A 21,174-nucleotide genomic window follows, 5' to 3' on the forward strand; every position below is an offset into this window, starting at 1 on the left:
TAAGCGTGCCGTCTTAACCTTTCTTAATGGTTCGAGGGCAGGATGAACGTCATGACCATGCTGCGGCGGTTCCTGACGGACGAACGGGGTGCGACGGCCATCGAATACGGCCTGGTCGCTAGCCTCATCGCGCTGGCCATCGTCGGCGGCGTCACCGTCTTCGCCGCATCGCTCCAGACGTTGTGGAGCGATGTCGCCGATCGGATCAGCGAGGTCCTCGCCGGCTCCTGAAGCATCGGCGTCGAGTCCAGGACCGGCCGGCGAAGGCCGGCGCCGTTCTATTGCGTCTTGCCTTCTTCCAGCCTGTCGAGCACCGCCGCCAGCGATGCCTTGGCGGAGCCCGGCTTCAGCGGCTGCTGCTGCGAGGCGTGCGGCGCCCAGCCGGACATCCATACGAGCGAGAACGTCGCCCTGACCCGGCCGTCCGGATCGGCGAAGCGCTCGGCGTAGATTTCGGCGGCGCGGGCGAACAGCCGCCGGCCGGCGGGGCGGCGCGAACGGTCGGCGAGCGCGCTCGTCTCGCCCATGGCGCGCAGGTCCGCCGCCAGGTCGAACAGCGTGTCGTAGCGCACGGTCGTATCCTCGACATCGGCGACGGGCAGGGCGAGACCGGCTCTCTGTAGCAGCGCGCCGGCATCGCGCACGTCGGCGAACGGCAGTACGCGCGGGCTTACGCCGCCGGCAAGCTCGGTTTCGGCGGCAAGCAGGCTCTCGCGCAGTTCGGCGAGCGTGCTGGCGCCGGCGAGTGCTGCGAGGAACAGGCCGTCCGGCTTCAGCGCGCGGCGTACCTGCGCCAAAAACCCCGGAATGTCGTTCATCGCTTGCATCGACAGCAACGAGACGGCGAGGTCGAGGCTTTCCGGCTCGAACGGCAGCGTCTCGAAGGGTGCGATGCGGCCGGCGCCATCCGACAGGAAGGCGGGATCGGCCTCGATGCGCTCGATTTCATCCACCTTGCCGCTGGCTGCCAGCGCTTCGGCGGCAGCGCCCGTCTGGCAAAACAGCGCGGCGGCTCGGCTGAAGCGCTTTCCGACCGTGGAAAGCCGCAGCTCAAGGTCCTCGGCAGCGCGCTGCATGAGGAAATCGGCGCCGGGCACCGGGCGCGCCAGCGCGCGGCGCTTGCGCGCCAGCCACAGCGATGTGTCGATGATCGGCTGCACTTTTAAGGTCCTGCCTGTCGTGCGTCCTTCGAGGCTCGCTGCGCTCGCACCTCAGGATGAGGGCTGACAGTGCGACTTCGCCCGTAGAAGGCGACAGCGCCGACTTTCCTCATCCTGAGGTGCGAGCGCAGCGAGCCCCGAAGGACGCACCGAACAACTCGGTTTGCCGACCGTAGATATGCTATCATGCATGCGGGGACCAGCCTTGTGGGCAATCGGCATGGGGGAGATCAGGGCATTGACGGGGAGGGCGCTGGCCTGGCCGGGTCGTGTGCTGTTCCCGCCCGTCTGTGCCGGTTGCCGCCGCCGCGTCTCGCAGCCCGGTGCGCTGTGCGGCCAATGCTGGCCGCAGCTCAGGCTCCTGGAGAGGCCGTGGTGCGAGGTGATGGGCACGCCGTTCGCGCACGATATGGGCGAGGGCTTCCTGTCGGCCGAGGCCATCGCCGATCCGCCGCCGTTCGAGCGCGCGCGGGCGGCCGTCGCCTATTCGGGCGTCGCCCGCCAGATGGTTCGGGGGCTGAAATACCAGGACCGCACCGATCTGGCGCCATGGATGGCGCGCTGGATGCTGAGGGCGGGCGCCGAATTGGTCGCCGAGGCCGAGGTGGTCGTGCCGGTGCCGCTGCACTGGCGCCGCTTCTTCCGGCGCCAGTTCAACCAGTCGGCCGAGCTCGGCCGGGCATTGGCGCACCTCACTGGCCTGCCGTTCGCGCCGGAAGCGGTCAGGCGCATCAAGCTGACGCGCCAGCAGGTCGGGTTGGAACGCGCCCAGCGCGAGGAGAACGTGCGCGCCGCCTTTCGCGTGCCGGACGAGGCCGAGATCACCATCGCCGGCCGCCGCGTGCTCTTGGTCGACGATGTCTACACCACCGGCGCGACCGTCCGCGCCGTCACCAAGGCACTGAAAAGGGGCGGCGCCGGCGCGGTGGACGTGCTGACCTTCGCCCGCGTGCTGCCGGGGGACTTCCGGCAAGGGGAGATCGGACAGGGGGACTTCCGGGCGGACGAGTCCGCGACTATATAGCCTTGAAACAGGATGGCTGCCCGATGGCCGACGTGACGATCTATACGCGCATGATGTGCGGCTATTGCGCCGCCGCAAAAAGGCTGCTGGAGCGCAAGGGCGTAACCTATACCGAGCACGACGCGTCGTTTTCGCCCGAACTGCGCCAGGAGATGATTGCCCGCGCCCACGGCCGCTCGACCTTCCCGCAGATATTCATCGGCGACGTGCATGTCGGCGGTTGCGACGATCTGCACGACCTCGAGCGCGAAGGCCGGCTCGACGCCCTGCTTGCCGACCAGCCGGCCAACTGAGATCGGAGACCATCATGGCCGCATTCAAGGTTGCCGCAATCCAGATGCGCTCGGGCACCGATCCCGAACGCAATGTCGCCGATATGGAGCGCATGGTGCGCGAGGCGGCGGGACAGGGCGCCCGCTATATCCAGACGCCGGAGATGACCGGCGCCATGGTGCGTGACGCCGAGGCGCGCAAGGCTGCCTTTACCACGCAGGACAAGGACTGCGTCGCTGCCGCGGCCGGCCGGCTGGCGGCGGAACTCGGCGTCTTCCTGCATGTCGGCTCGACCGCCATCCGGCGTGCCGACGGCAAGCTAGCTAACCGGGCGCTGCTTTACGCGCCGGACGGCTCGCTGCGCGCTTCTTACGACAAGATCCACATGTTCGACGTCGATCTCGACAAGGGCGAGAGCTGGCGCGAATCCTCGGCCTACGAGCCGGGCACGGAGGCTGTCGTCACCGATCTCGGCGAGGCCCGGCTGGGCTTCGCCATCTGCTACGACCTGCGTTTTCCGCAGCTTTTCCGTACCGAGGCGCTGGCGGGTGCCGATCTGCTGTCGGTGCCGGCCGCCTTCACGCGCCAGACCGGCGAGGCGCATTGGCATGTGCTGTTGAGAGCGCGCGCCATCGAGAACGGCGCCTTCGTCGTCGCCGCCGCGCAGGGCGGCGTGCACGAGGACGGTCGCGAGACCTATGGCCATTCGCTGATCGTCGATCCATGGGGCCGCGTGCTGGCCGAGGCCGACCATGCCGAGCCCGGCGTGATCGTGGCGGAGATCGACGCCGCCCAGTCGGCCGCCGCGCGCGCCAAGATCCCCAACCTGAAGAACGCGCGCGAGTTCACGCTGGAAACCGTCACCGGCCCGGCACCGGCGCTGAGGGGCGCCGCGTCGTGATCCGGTTTTCCCTGATCTGCGAGCACGACCACGAATTCGAGGCCTGGTTCCGCTCCAACGACGATTTCGATACCCAGAACAGGCGCGGCTTCGTCGAATGCCCTTCCTGCGGCTCCAAGAAGGTCGGCAAGGCGCTGATGGCGCCGGCCGTCTCGACCGGCCGTAACCGGGAGAAGATGGCGCTGGCCATGGGCCAGGCGCAAAAGGAAGCGATGGCGCAGCTCAAGGCGCTGTCGGAAAAGATGCGCGAGAACGCCGACTATGTCGGCGACAAGTTCGCCGAGGAAGCGCGCAAGATCCATTTCGGCGAGACCGATCCGCGCGGCATCTATGGCGAGGCGACCGCCGAGGAGGCCCGTTCGCTTGCCGAGGACGGTGTCGACTTCATGCCGATCCCGGTGTTTCCCGACGACCGCAACTGAAGAGGCCTGTCGAAGCCGTTCAATCCGACAGGCCGGCGATCAGCTTCTCCAGCAGGGCGGCAAGCCTTTCGCGTTCTTCCGTATTCAGGCTGGACAGGATCCGGTGCTCGTTCTCGATATGCGCCTCGACGGCGCGGTCGATCAACTCGCGGCCCTCTTCCGTGAGCTGAACCATGAGGCCGCGCCGGTCGCTCGGATGCGGCACGCGGCGGATCAGTCCGGCCTTTTCCAACCGGTCGAGGCGGTTGGTCATGGCGCCCGAAGTCACCATCGTCGTCTCGTAGAGCGCCGTCGGCGTCAGCGAGAACGGCGCACCCGAACGGCGCAACGTCGCCAGCACGTCGAATTCGCCATGCTGCAAGCCGTAGCGGGCGAAAAGCGGCGCCAGCCGGTCGCGCGCGACGAGCGTCGCCGCCTCGCTCAGCCTGCCCAGCACCGCCATCGGCGATACGTCGAGGTCGGGCCGCTCCTTGCGCCATTGAGCGATCGCTTTGCCTGCGCGGTCCATATCTTTCCGAAAGTATCTTGACGTTAAGAATCTTTACGCTAATTATAATCCGAATCCCGATGCGGGCAAGCCCGCTTTCTGACGGAACCGCACCATGGCGTCACTCTGGAATTCAGCCTTCGCGCTGCTCGTCGTCACCGGCGCCCTGCTTGGGCTGACGCTGCCGTTCGGCAAGATGGGCACGGATGCCGGCGCGCCGGGCATGGTGTGGGCCTTCGTCGTCTCGCTGGGCGCCGGCGGCCTTCTGCTGGCGGCGTTGCTCGCCAGCGGCCGCGGGATGCGGCTGACGGCGCGGCGGCTGCGCTATTTCCTCGTCACGGCGGCGGTGTCCTACGCCTTCCCCAATTTCCTGATGTTTTCGGCAATTCCGCATCTCGGCGCCGGCTACACGGGCATCATGTTCACGCTGTCGCCGATCATCACGCTGGTCTTTTCGATCCTGCTCGGCGTCAGGCGGCCGAACCTCCTCGGCATGGCGGGCATCCTCGTCGGCTTTGTCGGCGCGGCCATGGTGGCGCTGACGCGCGGCGAAGCGGGCCAGCCGGCCGACATCTTCTGGGTCCTTGTGGCGCTGCTGATCCCGGCCAGCCTCGCCATCGGCAACATCTACCGCACGGTTGCCTGGCCCGACGGCGCCGGGCCGATCGAACTCGCCATCGGCAGCCATCTCGCGGCGGCGGCGATGCTTTTGGTCGCCATCCTCGTGACGCAAGGCGCCGGTGCCTTCGCGCCGCTTGCGCAGGTGCCCTGGGTAGTCGCCGCGCAGATGCTGTCGGCCTCGACCATGTTCGCCTTCTTCTTCCGCCTGCAGGCGGTGGGCGGCCCCGTCTATCTCAGCCAGATCGGCTATGTCGCGGCGGCGATTGGGTTGTTTTCGGGAACGCTGTTCCTCGGCGAACACTACCGGCTGCTGACCTGGGCAGGCGCCGCCATCATCGTCGCCGGCGTCTTCATCACCACCAAGGCGCAGGAGCGGGGCGAGATTGGTGAGCGCGAGCCTGCCTGAAGCGCAAGTCTCAGGCCGCCTTCTCGGCCAGCATCATGTAGTTGACGTCCATGTCGCGCGACTGGTGCCAGCGGTCGGCGAAGGGGCTGTAGACGACGCCGGTGCGGTCGATCACGGTGAGACCGGCGCCGGTCAGCGCCGTCTCAAGTTCCTCTGGCCGCACCAGCTTGCCGAACTGGTGGGTGCCGCGCGGCAGCCAGCGCAGCACGTATTCGGCGCCGATGATGGCCAGCCCCAGCGCCTTCAGCGTCCGGTTGATGGTGGCGACGAACATGATGCCGCCGGGCTTGACCATCTCCGCGCATTTGGAGACAAAAAGGTCGATGTCGGCGACGTGCTCGACCACTTCCATGTTCAGTACCACGTCGAATTTTTCTCCGGCGTTGGCCAGCGCCTCGGCGGTGGTGGCGCGGTAATCCACCTCCACGCCCGATTCGGCCGCGTGCAGCCTGGCCACCTCGACGTTGGTGGCGGCGGCGTCCGCTCCCACAACCTCGGCGCCGAGCCTCGCCATCGGTTCGCACAGGAGGCCGCCGCCGCAGCCGATGTCGAGGAAGCGCAGGCCCTCGAAGGGCCGCGCGGCGCGCGGGTCGCGACCGAAGCGGGCCGCCACCTGATCGCGGATATAGGCGAGCCTTACCGGGTTGAACTTGTGCAGCGGCCGGAACTTGCCGTTGGGGTTCCACCATTCGGCGGCGAGCGCTCCAAAGCGCTCGACCTCGGCGGTGTCGATGGTCGATCGTCCGGTCTGCGCGGCTCTGGAATCTGGCATGGGCGGTCTCCTGCGACGCTACCAAGTCGGTCCCATGGCGGTGAATGTCAAGGCGCTGCCGGCGCGCCGCCGCGCCCGCCCGGTGCGGCAGGATGGCCGAAGGCAAGCGCATGCCTTGCGAAACCGGCACGGTTTGGCTAAGGAGGCCGCGCATTCCGCACCCCGGCCCGCCGGGGCGGTTCCAGTCATTTCCGGTTTCCGGCAGCATCCAGAGGCAGGCCGCTTCCATGGCGCGCATCGTGATGAAGTTCGGCGGGACCTCCGTCGCCGACCTCGACCGCATCCACAATGTGGCGCGGCACGTCAAACGCGAGGTCGATGCCGGCCACGAGGTCGCCGTCGTGGTGTCGGCCATGTCGGGCAAGACCAACGAGTTGGTCGGCTGGGTGCAGGGCATGCCCAAGGCCACCGGCGCCAACAGCCCGTTCTTCGACGCGCGCGAATACGACGCCATCGTCGCCTCCGGCGAGCAGGTGACGTCCGGCCTGCTCGCCATCGCCTTGCAGTCGATGGGCGTCAACGCGCGCTCCTGGCAGGGCTGGCAGATCCCGATCAAGACGGACGGGGCGCACGGCGCGGCGCGTATCATCGACATCGACGGTTCCTTCCTGATCAAGCGCTTCGGCGAGGGGCAGGTGGCCGTCGTGGCCGGTTTCCAGGGCATCGCCCCCGACAACCGCATCTCGACGCTCGGCCGCGGCGGCTCCGACACCAGCGCCGTCGCCATCGCCGCCGCCGTGAAGGCGGACCGCTGCGACATCTACACCGACGTGGACGGCGTCTACACCACCGATCCGCGCCTCGAGCCGAAGGCTCGCCGCCTCGAGCGCATCTCCTTCGAGGAAATGCTTGAAATGGCGTCGCTGGGCTCCAAGGTGTTGCAGGTGCGCTCGGTGGAACTGGCCATGGTGCACAAGGTGCGCACCTTCGTGCGGTCGTCCTTCACCGACCCGGATGCGCCCGGCATGGGCGATTTCCTGAACCCGCCCGGTACGCTGATATGCGAAGAGGATGAAATCGTGGAACAGCAGGTCGTCACCGGAATTGCCTATGCCAAGGAAGAGGCGCAGATCTCGCTGCGCCGCGTCGCCGACCGTCCGGGCGTCGCCGGCGGCATCTTCGGGCCGCTCGCCGAGGCAAATATCAACGTCGACATGATCGTCCAGAACATCTCCGAGGACGGCAAGTCGACCGACATGACCTTCACCGTGCCGAACGGCGACGTCGCCAAGGCGCTGGCCGTGCTCGACAAGGTGCGCGAAACGGTCGGCTTCGACGCCGTCCAGCACGACGACGGCATGTCCAAGGTCTCCGTCATCGGCATCGGCATGAGGAGCCATGCCGGCGTCGCCGCCACCGCCTTCAAGGCGCTGGCCGAGAAATCCATCAACATCCGCGCCATCACCACGTCCGAGATCAAGATTTCGATCCTGATCGACGGTCCCTACACGGAACTGGCGGTTCGGACTTTGCATTCTGTCTACGGCCTCGATAAGCATTAGGACGTGGATATGATTTGACGGCAGCGTCGGGGCGGCGAAAGGGTCGCGCCGGCGCCTCGGTGCATTGGAGAAGACGTTCGCGATGCGTGATACGGCCAGCGGCCCGCGCGTACTGCTGAGACGACTCCGCGAGCTCATGCAGGAGCCGATGGAGCCGCAGGAGCGGCTCGACCGGATCGTGCGCGACATCGCCTCCAACATGGTGGCCGAGGTGTGCTCGCTCTATGTGCTGCGCTCCGATTCCGTGCTGGAGCTCTACGCCACCGAAGGCCTGAACAAGAACGCCGTCCACCAGGCGCAGTTGCGGCTGGGGCAGGGCCTTGTCGGCACCATCGCCGCCAGCGCCCGGCCGCTCAACCTGTCCAACGCGCAGGAGCATCCCGCTTTCGCCTACCTGCCTGAGACGGGCGAGGAGATCTACCACTCCTTCCTCGGCGTGCCGGTCCTCAGGGCCGGGCGCACGCTGGGCGTTCTGGTCGTCCAGAACAAGACCATGCGCAACTACCGCGACGACGAGGTCGAGGCGCTGGAAACGACCGCCATGGTGATCGCCGAGATGATCGCCACCGGCGATCTCGCCCGACTCAACCGCACCGGCGTGGAGCTCGACCTGTCGCGCCCGGTTTCCTTCACCGGCCTGTCGTTCAATGACGGCGTCGGCCTCGGCCATGTCGTCCTGCACGAGCCGCGCATCGTCGTCACCAGCCTGTTCAACGAGGACAGCGACGAGGAGATCCGCCGGCTGGAAACCTCGCTCGGTTCGCTCAGGCTCTCGATCGACGACATGCTGTCGCGCCGCGAGGTCGCCTTCGAGGGCGAGCACCGCGAGGTGCTGGAAGCCTACCGCATGTTCGCCAACGACCGCGGCTGGGTGCGCCGCCTGCACGAGGCGATCCGCAACGGCCTGACGGCGGAAGCGGCGGTGGAAAAGGTGCAGTCGGACATGCGCGCGCGCATGATCCACATGACCGACCCATATCTGCGCGAGCGCATGAGCGACTTCGACGATCTCGCCAACCGGCTACTGCGCCAGCTCATGGGGCGCGGGCCGGAGGACGTGGCGGCGGCGCTGCCGAAGGACGCCATCATCGTCGCGCGCTCGATGGGAGCGGCCGAACTGCTCGACTATCCGCGCGACAAGTTGCGCGGCCTGGTGCTGGAGGACGGCGCGGCCACCAGCCACGTCGTCATCGTGGCGCGCGCCATGGGTATTCCCGTCGCCGGCCAGATGAAGGGCGCGGTCTCCATGGCGGAGAACGGCGACCCCATCATCGTCGACGGCGAGGAGGGCTCGATCCACCTCAGGCCGCCGGCGGACCTCGAGGCCGCCTATGCCGAGAAGGTGCGTTTCCGCGCGCGGCGCCAAAAGCTTTACCAGGAACTGCGCGACAAGCCGTCGGTCACCAAAGACGGCGTGCCGGTCGACCTGCTGCTCAATGCGGGCCTTTCGGTGGACCTGCCGCACCTGGCCGATTCGGGCGCGGCCGGCATCGGCCTCTTCCGCACCGAGCTGCAATTCATGGTGGCGTCGGCCTTCCCGCGCGCCGAGGCGCAGGAGAAGCTCTATCGCGACGTCGTCGAGGCGGCGCGCGGCAAGCCCGTCACCTTCCGTACCATCGACATCGGCGGCGACAAGGTGCTGCCCTATTTCAAGGACGCGGTGCAGGAGGAGAACCCGGCGCTCGGCTGGCGTGCCATCCGCCTCACGCTGGATCGGTCCGGTCTCCTGCGAACGCAGGTGAGGGCGCTGCTCAAGGCCTGCGGCGGGCGCGAGCTCAAGCTGATGCTGCCGATGGTGACGGAACTGTCCGAGATCGCCCAGGCGCGCGAGATCATCGACAAGGAGGTGCGCCACCTGTCGCGCTTCGCCCATCACCTGCCGACCAGCCTCAAGGTCGGCGCCATGCTGGAAGTGCCGTCTCTGCTGTTCCAGCTCGACGAACTGATGAAGGCGGTGGATTTCGTCTCGGTCGGCTCCAACGACCTGTTCCAGTTCGTAATGGCGGTGGACCGCGGCAACACGCGCCTGGCCGACCGGTTCGATCCGCTGTCGGTGCCATTCCTGCGCGTGCTGAGGACGGTCGCGGCGGCGGGAGCGCGCAACAACACGCCGGTGACGCTGTGCGGGGAACTGGCCGGCAAGCCGATCTCGGCCATGGCGCTTCTGGGGCTGGGCTTCCGCTCCATCTCCATGTCGCCGGCCTCGATCGGCCCGGTCAAGGCGATGCTGACCGAACTGCCGCTGGCCGAACTCACGGCCCTGTTCGACGACAATCTCGACCAGCCGGCCACCGGCGTGCCGATGCGGGCGCTGCTGCAGGCCTTCGCGGACGATCGTGGCATACCGCTATAGGCGTGCGTCGGCCGGCCGTCGCATTTCCGTTGGCAAAGGTGCGCCGGACGGCTATTGCGCAAAGGCTGTTCTTGCTCGCGCTTCGTCGCGGCTCTCCCTTCAGGCTGCGTTCGTAAAGCTGTCCCGATGCTGAATTTCATGCGCGACAACGGCCGCTGGCTCTCCGGCGGTTTCCTTTTGATGTTGTTCTCGTCGTTCGGCCAGACCTTCTTCATCGGCATGTCCGGCAACGACCTGCGCGCGGCGTTCGATCTGTCGGGCGGCGCGTTCGGTGGCATCTACATGCTGGCGACGCTGGCATCCGCCATGACCCTGCCCTGGCTCGGCCGCACGCTCGATGTCATGCCGGGCTGGAAGGTGGCGCGCTTCACTATTCCCGCGCTCGCCTTCGCCTGCGTGCTGCTCGCCGTTGCCCCGAACGTCGCCGTGCTGACGCTGTCGCTCTATCTGCTCAGGCTGTTCGGGCAGGGCATGATGACGGAAACGGCGTTCACCGAAACGGGCCGGTGGTTCGTGGCCAACCGGGGCCGGGCCATGGCCGTCATCGTTCAGGGCTCGCAGACCGGCACGGCACTGCTTCCGATGATCGTCGTTCTTGTCCATGGCTGGAGCGGCGACTGGCGCGCGGTCTGGTTCGCCTCGGCCGCCGTGCTCATGCTGGTCGGCCTGCCGGCGATCGTGGGGCTGATGCGGGTCGAGCGCGTGCCACAATCCACGGAAGCGAAATCGCTCACGGCGCGGACCGCCCGCGACTGGACGCGCGGCGAGGTCATCCGCGACCCGATGCTCTATTTGCTGCTCGCCGGAGTTCTCGCGCCGTCCTTCATCGCCACCGTCATCTTTTTCCATCAGGGCTATCTGATCGAGACCAGGCACTACGACCCGCTTGCCTTTGCGGCTGCCTTCACCGTGATGTCGCTGGTCACCGTCGGCTTCAGTTTCGTCAGCGGTGCGCTGATCGACCGGTTCGGATCGCTCAACCTGCTGCCTTATTCGCTGCTGCCTCTCGCTGCCTCGGCGGCGGTGGCCGGGCTGGTGACGCCGGTCTGGGGCGTCTATGTCTTCATGTTCCTGCTCGGCATCTCCAACGGCCTGACCTCGACGCTGTTCGGCGCCCTGTGGCCGGAGGTCTACGGGCTTGCCAACCTGGGCGGCATCCGCGCCATCACGGTTTCGGCCATGGTGCTGTCGTCGGCGCTCGGCCCCGGCATCACGGGCGCCCTCATCGACCAGGGAATTCCGCTGCCCACCCAGATGCTGTGGATGGCGGCCTGGTGCGTGCTGGCCTCGGTCGTGCTAGCCATGGCGGCGAAGAAGATAGGACTGCGCGAAGCCGTCGCCCGCATGCCCGCGCTCCAGGGCAACTGATCGAGCGGGCCAACCGGCGCTCGTTGAGGTTTGCGGCAATCTCGGCTATTTGCCGGCCATGAACTCCAACCTTCACGTACACCCATGATCTCCCTTCCCCGCGATCGCATGGACCAGGTCGTCAAGCGTTTCGACATGCTGGAAGCGCAGATGGCCGCCGGGCCGGCGCCGGACGCTTACGTCAAGATGGCGTCGGAATATGCCGACATGCAGGAAATGGTCGCCAAGATCCGGGCGCTGCGGGCGGCGGAACAGGAAGCGGCCGATCTGCAAGCCATGCTCGACGACAAGGCGACCGACGCCGAGATGCGGGCGCTGGCCGAGGCCGACCTGCCGGGCGTCGAAGAGAAAATCGAGGCACTGCAACAGGATATCCAGATCCTGCTGCTGCCGAAGGACGCGGCCGACGAGAAGAACGCCATCCTGGAAATCCGCGCCGGCACGGGCGGCGACGAGGCTGCCCTGTTCGCCGGCGATCTTTTCCGCATGTACGAGCGCTATGCCGCCGAAAAGGGCTGGCGCTTCGAGACGGTGTCGGCCAGCGACGGCGATGCCGGCGGGTTCAAGGAAATCGTCGCTTCCGTCTCGGGCAAGGGCGTGTTCGCGCATCTGAAGTTCGAATCCGGCGTTCACCGGGTGCAGCGCGTGCCGGCGACGGAAGCGCAAGGGCGCATCCACACCTCGGCGGCGACGGTGGCGGTGCTGCCGGAAGCCGAGGAGGTGGATATCGACATCCGCCCCGAGGATATCCGCATCGACACGATGCGCGCCTCCGGCGCCGGCGGCCAGCACGTCAACACCACCGATTCGGCCGTTCGCATCACCCACCTGCCGACCGGTATCATGGTGGTGCAGGCGGAGAAGTCGCAGCACCAGAACCGGGCGCGCGCCATGCAGATCCTGCGCGCCAAGCTCTACGACATGGAGCGCAGCCGCGCCGCCGAGGAGCGCTCGGAATCGCGAAAATCGCAAGTCGGCTCGGGCGACCGCTCGGAACGCATCCGCACCTACAATTTTCCGCAGGGGCGGCTGACCGACCATCGTATCAACCTCACCCTCTACAAGCTCGACCGGGTGATGGAGGGCGAACTGGACGAAGTGGTCGACGCGCTCATCGCCGACCACCAGTCGAAGCTGCTGGTCGACATGAAGGAAGACTAGGGGCACCGCGACCGATGGTGCAAAGCCCCCCCTCCGATCATTCGAGCCGTCTTCCCCCGCTCAGGGGAGGGGCTATGGCCTCGACGCTGGCGGAACTTCTGCGAAAGGCGCGCGGCCAGCTGGCCGAGGCGGGTATCGTGGATGCCGCGCTCGATGCCCGCCTGCTGGTCGAGCATTTTTCCGGCACGACGCGCACGCAGGCCATCTCGCAACCTGACTGGATGATCGATCCTGCCACCGTTGCAGCCGTCGAGGCCGCGCTCGCTCGCAGGATCGCCGGCGAGCCGGTGCATCGCATCCTCGGTTTCCGCGAATTCTACGGGCTTCGGCTGTCTCTCTCGACGGAGACGCTGGAGCCGCGCCCCGACACCGAAACGCTGGTCGAGGCCGTTCTGCCCTTGGTCAGGCGCGCGGCGCAAGGCAAAGGCAGCTGCCGCATCCTCGATCTCGGCACCGGTACCGGGGCGATCGCGCTGGCGCTGCTTTCGGCAGCGCCGCAGGCAGAGGCGACCGGCGTCGACATTTCGGCCGACGCGCTGGCGACGGCGGAGCGCAATGGTGCCGACCTCGGGCTCGGCGGGCGCTTTCGCGCACTGAAATCCGACTGGTTCGAGAAAATTTCGGGCCGATACGATGCAATCGTCTCCAATCCGCCCTATATAGCGGGCAAGGAGATCGCGGCCCTGCAAAAGGAGGTGCGCGATTTCGACCCACGCCGCGCCTTGGACGGCGGCGCTGACGGTCTGGATGCCTATCGTATCATCGCTGCCAACGCGGCGGCGCATTTGGAGAAGGACGGCATCGTTGCCGTCGAGATCGGCAGCACACAGAAGGAAGATGTGACGGCGTTGTTCGAGCGGACAGGCTTTATTGTCCTGGAGGCGATGCGCGATCTGGCAGGCAACGACCGTGTCCTGGTGTTTTCACCGGTATGAAAAGCCGGGTGCGGCGAAAAAAACGCTTGGCAAGCCCGGTAAAATGCGTTTAGGTCCGGCCAACCGGATGAACGAAGCAGGCAGTGCTCTTAAGCGATTCGGTTTCCTTGGAAATAGCTGCCTTCTTGCGCAAACGACGCCCAAGCTTCGTGCGGGAATCGTCCGGCAAGTGATGTAACCGGAACAGGAATATCGTGGCGCCAACGCAATCGATGCGGGCGAGCACCGGTGAAACAGCGAGACGGCAGGCCGCATGAGCGCCGCCGTACGCGGAGAGTTTTTTCAAGTTCAATCTGGAAGAGAGTCCTGATGAGGCCACAACAGCAGAACAGGCGCATGCGCGGCCGTAACGGCGGCAACAACAATAATAACAACAACAATAACAACCGCCGGGGCCCGAACCCGCTCAACCGCAATTATGAGAGCAACGGGCCGGACGTGAAGATCCGCGGCTCCGCCCAGCAGATCGCCGAGAAATACGCCACGCTGGCCCGCGATGCGCAAAGCTCCGGCGACCGCGTGATGGCCGAGAACTATCTCCAGCATGCCGAACACTACAACCGCATCATCGCCGCCGCGCAGGCACAGATGCCGATCCAGCACCAGCAGCAGAACCGCGACGAGTTCGACGACGATATGGACGACGAGCGCGAGGACTTCGAGGGCGCCGGCAATGCCGCCGAGGCGCCGGTCGCGGCGGTCAACCATGGCGCCGGCCCGCAGCCGGTGATCGAGGGCATGCCGGCCGAAGTCGCGCTCAACGGCGAAGGCAATGGTCGTGAGAACGGAGGCCGCGAGAATGGCGGCAACCGCCACCATCGCGATCGCCGCAACGGCTACCAGAACGGCCAGCGCCCCGACCGTGGCCCGCGCAACGAGCAGGGCGAGCGCCGCGAGGCGGCCGCTGAGCCGGCCGAAGCCAGGGCGGAATCGGTGCAGGCGGATACGCCTGCTGAAACGGCTCCTGTCGCCGCTGCCCCCAACCCTGCGGCAGCCGTTGCCGATCTCGGTCCGGCCGGCTTAGTTGCGCAGGTCGAGCAGGCCGAAAGCGCCGGCGGCGAGGAAGCCGCGCCGCGCAAGACGAGGCGTCCGCGCCGCAGCCGTACCGCCGAAAGCGCTGCCGATCAGCCGGCCGCCACCGAGGCCGGCGACGCCCCGGCATCTGTCGAAGGCTGATAGACCTGTTCAGGCGCCGGCGAACAGCCGGGCCGCCAGAAGCAGGAACCACAGCAGAGTCGACACCAGGAAGGCGCGCTCGGCCAGGCCGAAGAAAGCGCGCAACCTGGGCAGCACCATCGTCACGACCACCAGGCCCAGCGAGACCGGCACGATCCAGCCGAGCAGGGCGAAGGCCGCGTTGAGCGGCCCCGTCGTGATCGCAAGCGCCGTCGGGCCGCCGAAGCTGACGACCTCGTAGGCCAGCGTGAAGGTCACCACCGCGAAGACGAGATGGATGATGCCTTCGCGCGTGCGGCCGAAGGCGCCTTCATCGGTCTTGAAGGCGAAGATGCCGAGCCTGAGCACGGCCAGCGCGCCCAGGCACCAGACGGCGGCGCGGGGAAATTCCGCGCCGGGATAATCCAGCATCGCCCGGCAGAGCGCCGCAGCACCAATGATGCCGGCCGCTCCATAGACCTTGAACAGCTTCGCCGCCTTGCCGGTGCCGTAGTCGCTGACAGCAGTGCTGACCGGGTTGCGCTGCCGCTCGACGCCATGAAGCGCGATCAGCAGCGCGAGAGCCAGCATGTAGCATGCTGCCGCGACGCCGGCGGCGGTCTGGTAGAAGGGCATCGGCCAACTCTCCCTCAAGAGGTTTTTCGTTTGCGGACATGGCATGGACGGGCCGCGGTGGGAAGCGCGGTTCGCGTCCGTGGAATTTTTCCCGGCCTTCGCCTTTCAGGCCCCTGCCGCGCCCTTGAGGGATGCCGGAAGCCGCACCATATTCGCTCAGGAACAGGACCCGGCTTGCCAAGCGGGTCCGTCACCAAGGCCGATCCGGTGCCGCAAAGCGGGCCGGTGACGGAAGGAGACAGGTATGAATCTTGAAAAATATTCCGAGCGCGTGCGTGGTTTCATCCAGTCCGCGCAGCAATATGCGCTCAACCGCAACAACCAGCAGTTCACCCCCGAACATATCCTGAAAGCGCTGATCGACGACGACGATGGTTTCGCCGCCTCGCTGATCGAACGCGCCGGCGGGCGGCCACGCGACGTCGAACTCGGCGTCGATGCCGCGCTCGAGGCGATGCCCAAGGTCGAGGGCGGCAACGGCCAGCTCTATATGGCGCAGCCCCTGGCGAAAGTGTTCTCGACCGCCGAGGACCTCGCCAAGAAGGCTGGCGATTCGTTCGTCACGGTCGAGCGGCTGTTGCAGGCGCTCGCCATGGAGAAGTCGGCCAAGACCGCCGATATTCTCGCCAAGGCCGGCGTCACGCCGCAGGCGCTGAACGCCGCCATCAACGACATCCGCAAGGGCCGCACGGCCGATTCGGCATCCGCCGAGCAGGCCTATGATGCGCTGAAGAAGTACGCGCGCGACCTGACGGCCGATGCGCGCAGCGGAAAACTCGATCCGGTCATCGGCCGCGACGACGAGATTCGCCGCACGATCCAGGTTCTTTCGCGCCGCACCAAGAACAATCCGGTCCTCATCGGCGAGCCGGGCGTCGGCAAGACGGCCATCGCCGAGGGGCTGGCGCTGCGCATCGTCAACGGCGACGTGCCCGAATCGCTCAAGGACAAGCAGTTGATGGCGCTCGACATGGGCGCGCTGATCGCAGGCGCGAAGTATCGCGGCGAGTTCGAAGAGCGGCTGAAGGCCGTGCTCAACGAGGTCACGGCTGCCGCCGGCGGCATCATCCTGTTCATCGACGAGATGCACACGCTGGTCGGCGCCGGCAAGGCGGATGGGGCGATGGACGCCTCCAACCTGCTCAAGCCCGCTTTGGCGCGGGGCGAGCTGCACTGCGTGGGCGCCACCACGCTGGACGAGTACCGCAAGTATATCGAGAAGGACGCGGCGCTTGCCCGCCGTTTCCAGCCGGTTTTCGTCGACGAGCCGTCGGTGGAGGACACCATCTCCATCCTGCGCGGGTTGAAGGAGAAGTACGAGCAGCACCACAAGGTGCGCATCTCGGACTCGGCGCTGGTGTCGGCTGCGACGCTGTCGAACCGCTACATCGCCGACCGCTTCCTGCCGGACAAGGCGATCGACCTGGTGGACGAGGCCGCCTCGCGGCTGCGCATGCAGGTCGACTCCAAGCCCGAGGCGCTGGACGAGATCGACCGCCGCATCATGCAGCTTAAGATCGAGCGCGAGGCGCTGAAGGTCGAGAAGGATGAGGCATCCAAGGATCGTCTGGCCCGGCTGGAGACCGAGCTTGCCGGGCTGGAGGAAGAATCCGACGCGCTGACGGCCAAGTGGCAGTCCGAAAAGGCCAAGCTCGGCGAAGCGGCGGATCTGAAGAAGGAACTGGACGAAGCCCGCAACGAACTGGCGATCGCCCAGCGCAAGGGCGAATTCCAGAAGGCCGGCGAACTGGCCTACGGCAAGATCCCGGAGCTGGAAAAGAAGCTCAAGGAAGCCGAGGCGCGCGACGGTCAGGGTGGCGGCATGGTGGAAGAGGTGGTCACCCCCGACCACGTCGCCCATATAGTCTCTCGCTGGACCGGCATTCCGGTCGACAAGATGCTGGAAGGCGAGCGCGAGAAGCTGCTTCGCATGGAAGACGAGATCGCCAAGCGCGTCGTCGGCCAGGGCGAAGCGGTGCAAGCCGTCTCCAAGGCGGTGCGACGTGCCCGCGCCGGCTTGCAGGACCCGAACCGGCCGATCGGCTCGTTCATGTTCCTCGGCCCCACGGGCGTCGGCAAGACCGAGCTGACCAAGGCGCTGGCCTCGTTCCTGTTCGACGACGAGACGGCGATGGTGCGCATCGACATGAGCGAGTTCATGGAGAAGCACTCCGTGGCCCGCCTTATCGGCGCGCCTCCCGGCTATGTCGGCTATGAGGAGGGGGGCGTGCTGACCGAGGCGGTCAGGCGGCGGCCCTATCAGGTGATCCTGTTCGACGAGATCGAAAAGGCGCATCCGGATGTGTTCAACGTGCTGTTGCAGGTGCTGGACGACGGCCGCCTGACCGACGGGCAGGGCCGCACGGTCGACTTCCGCAACACCCTCATCGTCATGACCTCGAACCTCGGCTCGGAATATCTGGTCAACCTGACCGAAGACCAGGACGTCGACCTGGTGCGCGACGATGTGATGAACGTCGTGCGCGCGCATTTCCGACCGGAGTTCCTGAACCGTGTCGACGAGATCATCCTGTTCCACCGGCTTCGCCGGCAGGACATGGGCCAGATCGTCGAGATCCAGCTGAAGCGGTTGGAAAAGCTACTCGAGGATCGCAAGATCGCGCTCGACCTCGATCACGATGCGGTCGAGTGGCTGGCCGAGAAGGGTTACGACCCTGCCTATGGCGCGCGGCCGCTGAAGCGCGTCATGCAGAAGGAGTTGCAGGACCCGCTGGCCGAAAAGATCCTCGGCGGCGAGATCCTCGACGGTTCCACCGTCAAGGTCACCGCAGGCTCCGACCGGCTGAACTTCCGGTCCAAGCCGAGCGCGGTGAAGGAAGACAAGGCGGCGTAAGCGCCGGAACGCATGGAATGGCGAGGCCCCCGCGATGAGCGGGGGCTTTTGCTTGTCGCCAGCGCTTCGCCATTTTCATGCCCGGTTCATGTTGGAACCAATAGATGGGTTGTCAGGTTACGTGCGAAGGGGTTTGCCGCGCCGTACGGGCAGGACGGCAACGGGAACGACCGGAGATTTTTGGCCAGATGGTCCGTACGCTTTTGCTTCTCTCGACGCTTTTCGCCGGGCTGACGGCATCGGAGGCCCTGGCCGCATTGCCGGGTGGCGAAGCGATTGAGGCGCCGCGCGTGGCCGCGCCGGTCGATTCAGACGGATTGCAGGTCGCCCAGAACGGCGACTACGAGGTTTTCTACGATGGACGCGGCAACCGGGTCATCGTCGATTCCTACACCGGCAAGGTGATCGCCATACAGCCGCCGCAGGGCCGGCTCGATCGCCGTCAGCTGCGCCTGCGCGAGCGCGCGCAGCGCCTGGACGAGCCGCCGCCCGGAAGTGATCGCTATTATCTCGACGATCCCGAAGACATGGCCCGGCTGCGCCGCCGCCAGATGCGGGAGGAGCGCCTGCGCGACGACGGGTTCGGCATCGATGACGGCGGCTTCGGCGACGACGGTTTCGGCGTTCCGGACGACCGGTACCCGCCGGCGCCCGGCGAAAGCGACCGCTACGGCGAGGACTCGCCGGTCGCGCCACCGTCTGTCGCGCGCAAGCCGGTCGAGGGTGGGCCGATCGAGCGCAAGCCGCTCGAGGAAGCAGCGGTCCAGCCGGCACAGCCGGCCGCGAAGGCGACGGAGCCGGCGCCCGAGCAGCCGAAGATCGGAGCCGGAACGACGGTTGACCCGTCGCTTTCGCTCGGCGCGCGCGAGGACGTGGCGGCGTTGCAGGTGCTGCTCGACCGCGCGGGGGCCTCGCCGGGCGTCATCGACGGCCGCTTCGGCTCGAACGTCGACAAGGCGCTCGCCTCCTATGCGCAGATCACCGGCAGCCGGCTGCGGTCGACCGATTCGGCGGCCATCAAGGCGGAGCTGGCGCGGACCGGCGGCGACCCCTTCGCCAGCTACACCATCACGGCCGAGGATGCCGCCGGCCCCTATGTCGCGTCCGTGCCGGAAGACTACGGTGCCAAGGCAAAACTCGAACGGCTGGGCTTCACCTCCGTTACCGAGGCGCTGGCCGAGCGCTTCCACATGGACGAGAACTATCTCAAGGCGCTCAATCCCGGCGTGAACTTCAACCGGCCGGGCACCGTCATCAAGGTCGCCAATTTCGGCCGGCTGGTGTCGACGCCGGTGGCGCATATCGTCGCCGACAAGGGCAAGAAGGAAGTCTTCGCCTATGATGCGGCCGGCAAGCTGGTGGCGAGCTATCCGGCCACCATCGGTTCGGCCGACACGCCTTCGCCCACCGGCACGCATGCGGTGTCGCGCGTCGCCTTCAACCCGAACTACACCTACAATCCCAAGATCAACTTCAAGCAGGGCGAGAACGACAAGGTGCTGACCATTCCGCCGGGGCCGAACGGGCCGGTCGGTTCGATCTGGATCGCGCTCGACAAGCCGACCTATGGCATCCATGGCACGCCCGAACCCTCGAAGATCGGCAAGACCGAGAGCCATGGTTGCGTGCGCCTGACCAACTGGGACGCCAACGAACTGGCGAAGCTGGTCAAGCAGGGGGTGACGGTGGAGTTTGTGGATTGAGGGAGTAGGGGAATAGGGCAGTAGGGCAGTAGGGCAGTAGGGCAGTAGGGGAAAGAGGTTCGGGGCAAGTACCTATTGCCTTATTCCCTTACTGCCCAGCTGCCTTATCCCTCCACCTTGGCGCTTGCCACCTTCAGCTGATCCGAATCCTGCTGCTTCAGCAGTTCGTCGATGCGCTCGCGCTCGCGCTTGAAGGCGGTGAGATCGTCGCCTTTCAGCACGCGGCCGGTGGGCAGGCGCACGCGCATCGGATCGACCTTGGTGCCGTTGACGATCAACTCGTAATGCAGGTGGGGGCCGGTGGCGAGGCCCGTCTGGCCGAGATAGCCGATGACCTGGCCCTGGCGCACCCGCACGCCGGGCGCGATGCCCTTGGCGAAGGCGCTCTGGTGGTTGTAGGAGGTTTCGTAGCCGTTGGCGTGGCGGATCATGATCTGCTTGCCGTAGCCGCCGGCCCAGCCCGCCTTTTCGATGACGCCGTTGCCGGCGGCGATGATCGGCGTGCCGACGGGGGCCGCCCAGTCGACGCCGGTGTGCATGCGCACATAACCCAGGATCGGATGGCGGCGAGCGCCGAAGCCGGAACGGAACTTGCCGGCCGGCAGCGGATTGCGCAGCAGGAACTGCTCGGCGCTGCGGCCTTCCTCGTCGAAATAGTCGAAGGTGCCGTCCTGCATCTGGAAGCGGTAGAGGTTGCGCGTCATGCCGCCGATCGAGGCCGAGACATAAAGCAGCTCCGAATCGTCGGATGCGCCGTCGTCGCCATCGGGTTGGGAGAACAGCACTTCCAGCCGGTCGGACGGGTTCAGCCTTGACTGGAAGTCGACGTCGGACGCCAGAAGCCTGACCACCTGCTGGGTCATCTTCTTCGACATGCCGTAGGAATAGGCGGCGCGGTAGATGCCGTCATAGACGTTGGGCAGGCTGCCGCGCACGGTCTGCGGCGGCGAATCGTCGAAGGCGGTCAAAAGTTCGGGGTTGGGGTCCGGCTCCTGCGCCGGCACGTACTGGCCGCGGTCGTCCAGCGCGATGGTGACGATGTGGCGGGTGCGGTCGTAGACGCCGGTGCGCACGATCCTGGCCGCGTCGCCGTGAATCTCCAGGCCGACGCGCAGCACGCTACCGGCCTTCAGCGCCGTCGTGTTGAGCAGCTTGCCGATCGCTTCGGCCATGTTGACGGCATCGTCGCCGGTGTAGCCCGAATCGGCGAGCGCGCCGGCGATGTCGGTGTCCTTGGTGAAGGGGATGATCTCTTCGGCGAAGGAGGGAGCGTCGTCGCTCTCGGCCTCGGCGCGCGGCGCCACCGAGACGTTCTCCGGCACGATCTTCACGCCGTAGGAGCCGGCCATGGACTGGCTGAGCTGGTCGCCGAAGCGTTGCGGGTCGACATAATGGAGCGCGGCGACCTGCACCGCGCCCTCGTCGAGCCCGGCGCCGGCCT

20 protein-coding genes (1 of these 20 cut by a window edge) are annotated in these 21,174 nt (G+C 66.7%); 14 read left to right on the forward strand and 6 right to left on the reverse strand.

Annotated elements, in window-relative coordinates; translation table 11 throughout:
• The first annotated feature begins 51 nt into the window (after positions 1-51).
• A complete protein-coding gene (locus tag E6C48_RS19365) occupies positions 52-231 on the forward strand; it encodes a Flp family type IVb pilin (protein WP_330998643.1) in 180 nt (59 codons plus the stop codon).
• 47 nt (positions 232-278) lie between these two features.
• Here E6C48_RS19365 and E6C48_RS19370 read toward each other — a convergent pair whose 3' ends face one another.
• On the reverse strand, positions 279-1,160 hold the full coding sequence (locus E6C48_RS19370) for a methyltransferase domain-containing protein (RefSeq protein WP_136359832.1): 882 nt from the start codon (positions 1,158-1,160) through the stop codon (positions 279-281).
• A 220-nt stretch (positions 1,161-1,380) separates the two neighbouring features.
• Between E6C48_RS19370 and E6C48_RS19375 the strand changes: the two genes are divergently transcribed.
• Genes E6C48_RS19375 through E6C48_RS19390 form a run of 4 tightly spaced genes read left to right on the forward strand, consistent with a single transcriptional unit; the run spans position 1,381 to position 3,780 of the window.
• Positions 1,381-2,184, forward strand: a complete 804-nt coding sequence (locus tag E6C48_RS19375; protein WP_136359833.1) for a ComF family protein — start codon at positions 1,381-1,383, stop codon at positions 2,182-2,184.
• Between the two features lie 23 nt (positions 2,185-2,207).
• Entirely contained in the window at positions 2,208-2,477 is a 270-nt protein-coding gene (grxC, locus tag E6C48_RS19380) for a glutaredoxin 3 (RefSeq protein WP_136359834.1), read from the forward strand.
• A 14-nt stretch (positions 2,478-2,491) separates the two neighbouring features.
• Positions 2,492-3,358, forward strand: a complete 867-nt coding sequence (locus tag E6C48_RS19385; RefSeq protein WP_136359835.1) for a carbon-nitrogen hydrolase family protein — start codon at positions 2,492-2,494, stop codon at positions 3,356-3,358.
• Complete coding sequence (locus tag E6C48_RS19390; RefSeq protein ID WP_136359836.1) at positions 3,355-3,780, forward strand: DUF1178 family protein; 426 nt, start codon at positions 3,355-3,357, stop codon at positions 3,778-3,780. Before E6C48_RS19385 ends, E6C48_RS19390 begins: the two co-directional genes overlap by 4 nt.
• A gap of 19 nt (positions 3,781-3,799) precedes the next feature.
• On the opposite strand, the gene E6C48_RS19395 is transcribed toward E6C48_RS19390, so the two are convergent.
• Positions 3,800-4,288: a MarR family winged helix-turn-helix transcriptional regulator gene (locus E6C48_RS19395; protein ID WP_136359837.1), complete on the reverse strand. Its 489-nt coding sequence runs from the start codon at positions 4,286-4,288 to the stop codon at positions 3,800-3,802.
• Positions 4,289-4,382: 94 nt separating this feature from the next.
• On the opposite strand from E6C48_RS19395, the gene E6C48_RS19400 reads away from it, so the two are divergent.
• Entirely contained in the window at positions 4,383-5,294 is a 912-nt protein-coding gene (locus E6C48_RS19400; protein WP_136359838.1) for a DMT family transporter, read from the forward strand.
• Positions 5,295-5,304: 10 nt separating this feature from the next.
• Here E6C48_RS19400 and ubiG read toward each other — a convergent pair whose 3' ends face one another.
• Entirely contained in the window at positions 5,305-6,066 is a 762-nt protein-coding gene (gene ubiG, locus E6C48_RS19405; RefSeq protein WP_136359839.1) for a bifunctional 2-polyprenyl-6-hydroxyphenol methylase/3-demethylubiquinol 3-O-methyltransferase UbiG, read from the reverse strand.
• Positions 6,067-6,293: 227 nt separating this feature from the next.
• Between ubiG and E6C48_RS19410 the strand changes: the two genes are divergently transcribed.
• The 5 genes from E6C48_RS19410 to prmC all read left to right on the forward strand — a co-directional run bounded on the left by E6C48_RS19410 (position 6,294) and on the right by prmC (position 13,385).
• Complete coding sequence (locus tag E6C48_RS19410; protein WP_136359840.1) at positions 6,294-7,568, forward strand: aspartate kinase; 1,275 nt, start codon at positions 6,294-6,296, stop codon at positions 7,566-7,568.
• 82 nt (positions 7,569-7,650) lie between these two features.
• Entirely contained in the window at positions 7,651-9,921 is a 2,271-nt protein-coding gene (gene ptsP, locus E6C48_RS19415; RefSeq protein WP_136359841.1) for a phosphoenolpyruvate--protein phosphotransferase, read from the forward strand.
• Between the two features lie 126 nt (positions 9,922-10,047).
• A complete protein-coding gene (locus E6C48_RS19420) occupies positions 10,048-11,289 on the forward strand; it encodes an MFS transporter (protein ID WP_136359842.1) in 1,242 nt (413 codons plus the stop codon).
• A gap of 84 nt (positions 11,290-11,373) precedes the next feature.
• Complete coding sequence (gene prfA / locus E6C48_RS19425) at positions 11,374-12,450, forward strand: peptide chain release factor 1 (protein WP_136359843.1); 1,077 nt, start codon at positions 11,374-11,376, stop codon at positions 12,448-12,450.
• 74 nt (positions 12,451-12,524) lie between these two features.
• Positions 12,525-13,385 carry a peptide chain release factor N(5)-glutamine methyltransferase gene (prmC, locus tag E6C48_RS19430; RefSeq protein ID WP_136359844.1) on the forward strand — a complete coding sequence of 287 codons (861 nt, stop codon included), beginning with the start codon at positions 12,525-12,527 and terminating at the stop codon, positions 13,383-13,385.
• A 49-nt stretch (positions 13,386-13,434) separates the two neighbouring features.
• Here the strand turns inward: prmC and E6C48_RS19435 are convergent, their stop codons facing one another.
• Positions 13,435-13,677: a hypothetical protein gene (locus tag E6C48_RS19435; RefSeq protein ID WP_136359845.1), complete on the reverse strand. Its 243-nt coding sequence runs from the start codon at positions 13,675-13,677 to the stop codon at positions 13,435-13,437.
• A 17-nt stretch (positions 13,678-13,694) separates the two neighbouring features.
• Between E6C48_RS19435 and E6C48_RS19440 the strand changes: the two genes are divergently transcribed.
• Positions 13,695-14,561: a DUF4167 domain-containing protein gene (locus E6C48_RS19440; RefSeq protein ID WP_136359846.1), complete on the forward strand. Its 867-nt coding sequence runs from the start codon at positions 13,695-13,697 to the stop codon at positions 14,559-14,561.
• Between the two features lie 9 nt (positions 14,562-14,570).
• On the opposite strand, the gene E6C48_RS19445 is transcribed toward E6C48_RS19440, so the two are convergent.
• The gene (locus tag E6C48_RS19445) at positions 14,571-15,176 is read right to left on the reverse strand and encodes a DUF998 domain-containing protein (protein ID WP_168734588.1); all 606 of its coding nucleotides are present in this window, start codon (positions 15,174-15,176) and stop codon (positions 14,571-14,573) included.
• A gap of 244 nt (positions 15,177-15,420) precedes the next feature.
• Between E6C48_RS19445 and clpB the strand changes: the two genes are divergently transcribed.
• Together clpB and E6C48_RS19455 are read left to right on the forward strand one after the other, a co-directional pair.
• On the forward strand, positions 15,421-18,030 hold the full coding sequence (clpB, locus tag E6C48_RS19450) for an ATP-dependent chaperone ClpB (protein WP_136359848.1): 2,610 nt from the start codon (positions 15,421-15,423) through the stop codon (positions 18,028-18,030).
• Between the two features lie 188 nt (positions 18,031-18,218).
• Positions 18,219-19,733: a L,D-transpeptidase family protein gene (locus E6C48_RS19455; RefSeq protein WP_136359849.1), complete on the forward strand. Its 1,515-nt coding sequence runs from the start codon at positions 18,219-18,221 to the stop codon at positions 19,731-19,733.
• Between the two features lie 104 nt (positions 19,734-19,837).
• On the opposite strand, the gene E6C48_RS19460 is transcribed toward E6C48_RS19455, so the two are convergent.
• On the reverse strand, positions 19,838-21,174 hold the 3' portion of the coding sequence (locus E6C48_RS19460) for a M23 family metallopeptidase (protein ID WP_136359850.1). It continues 622 nt past the right edge of the window; 1,337 of the gene's 1,959 nt are visible here — the last part of the coding sequence; its start codon lies beyond the right edge, outside the window; the stop codon is at positions 19,838-19,840.

It is taken from the genome of Ollibium composti (genome assembly GCF_004801285.1).
Taxonomy (GTDB): domain Bacteria; phylum Pseudomonadota; class Alphaproteobacteria; order Rhizobiales; family Rhizobiaceae; genus Mesorhizobium; species Mesorhizobium composti.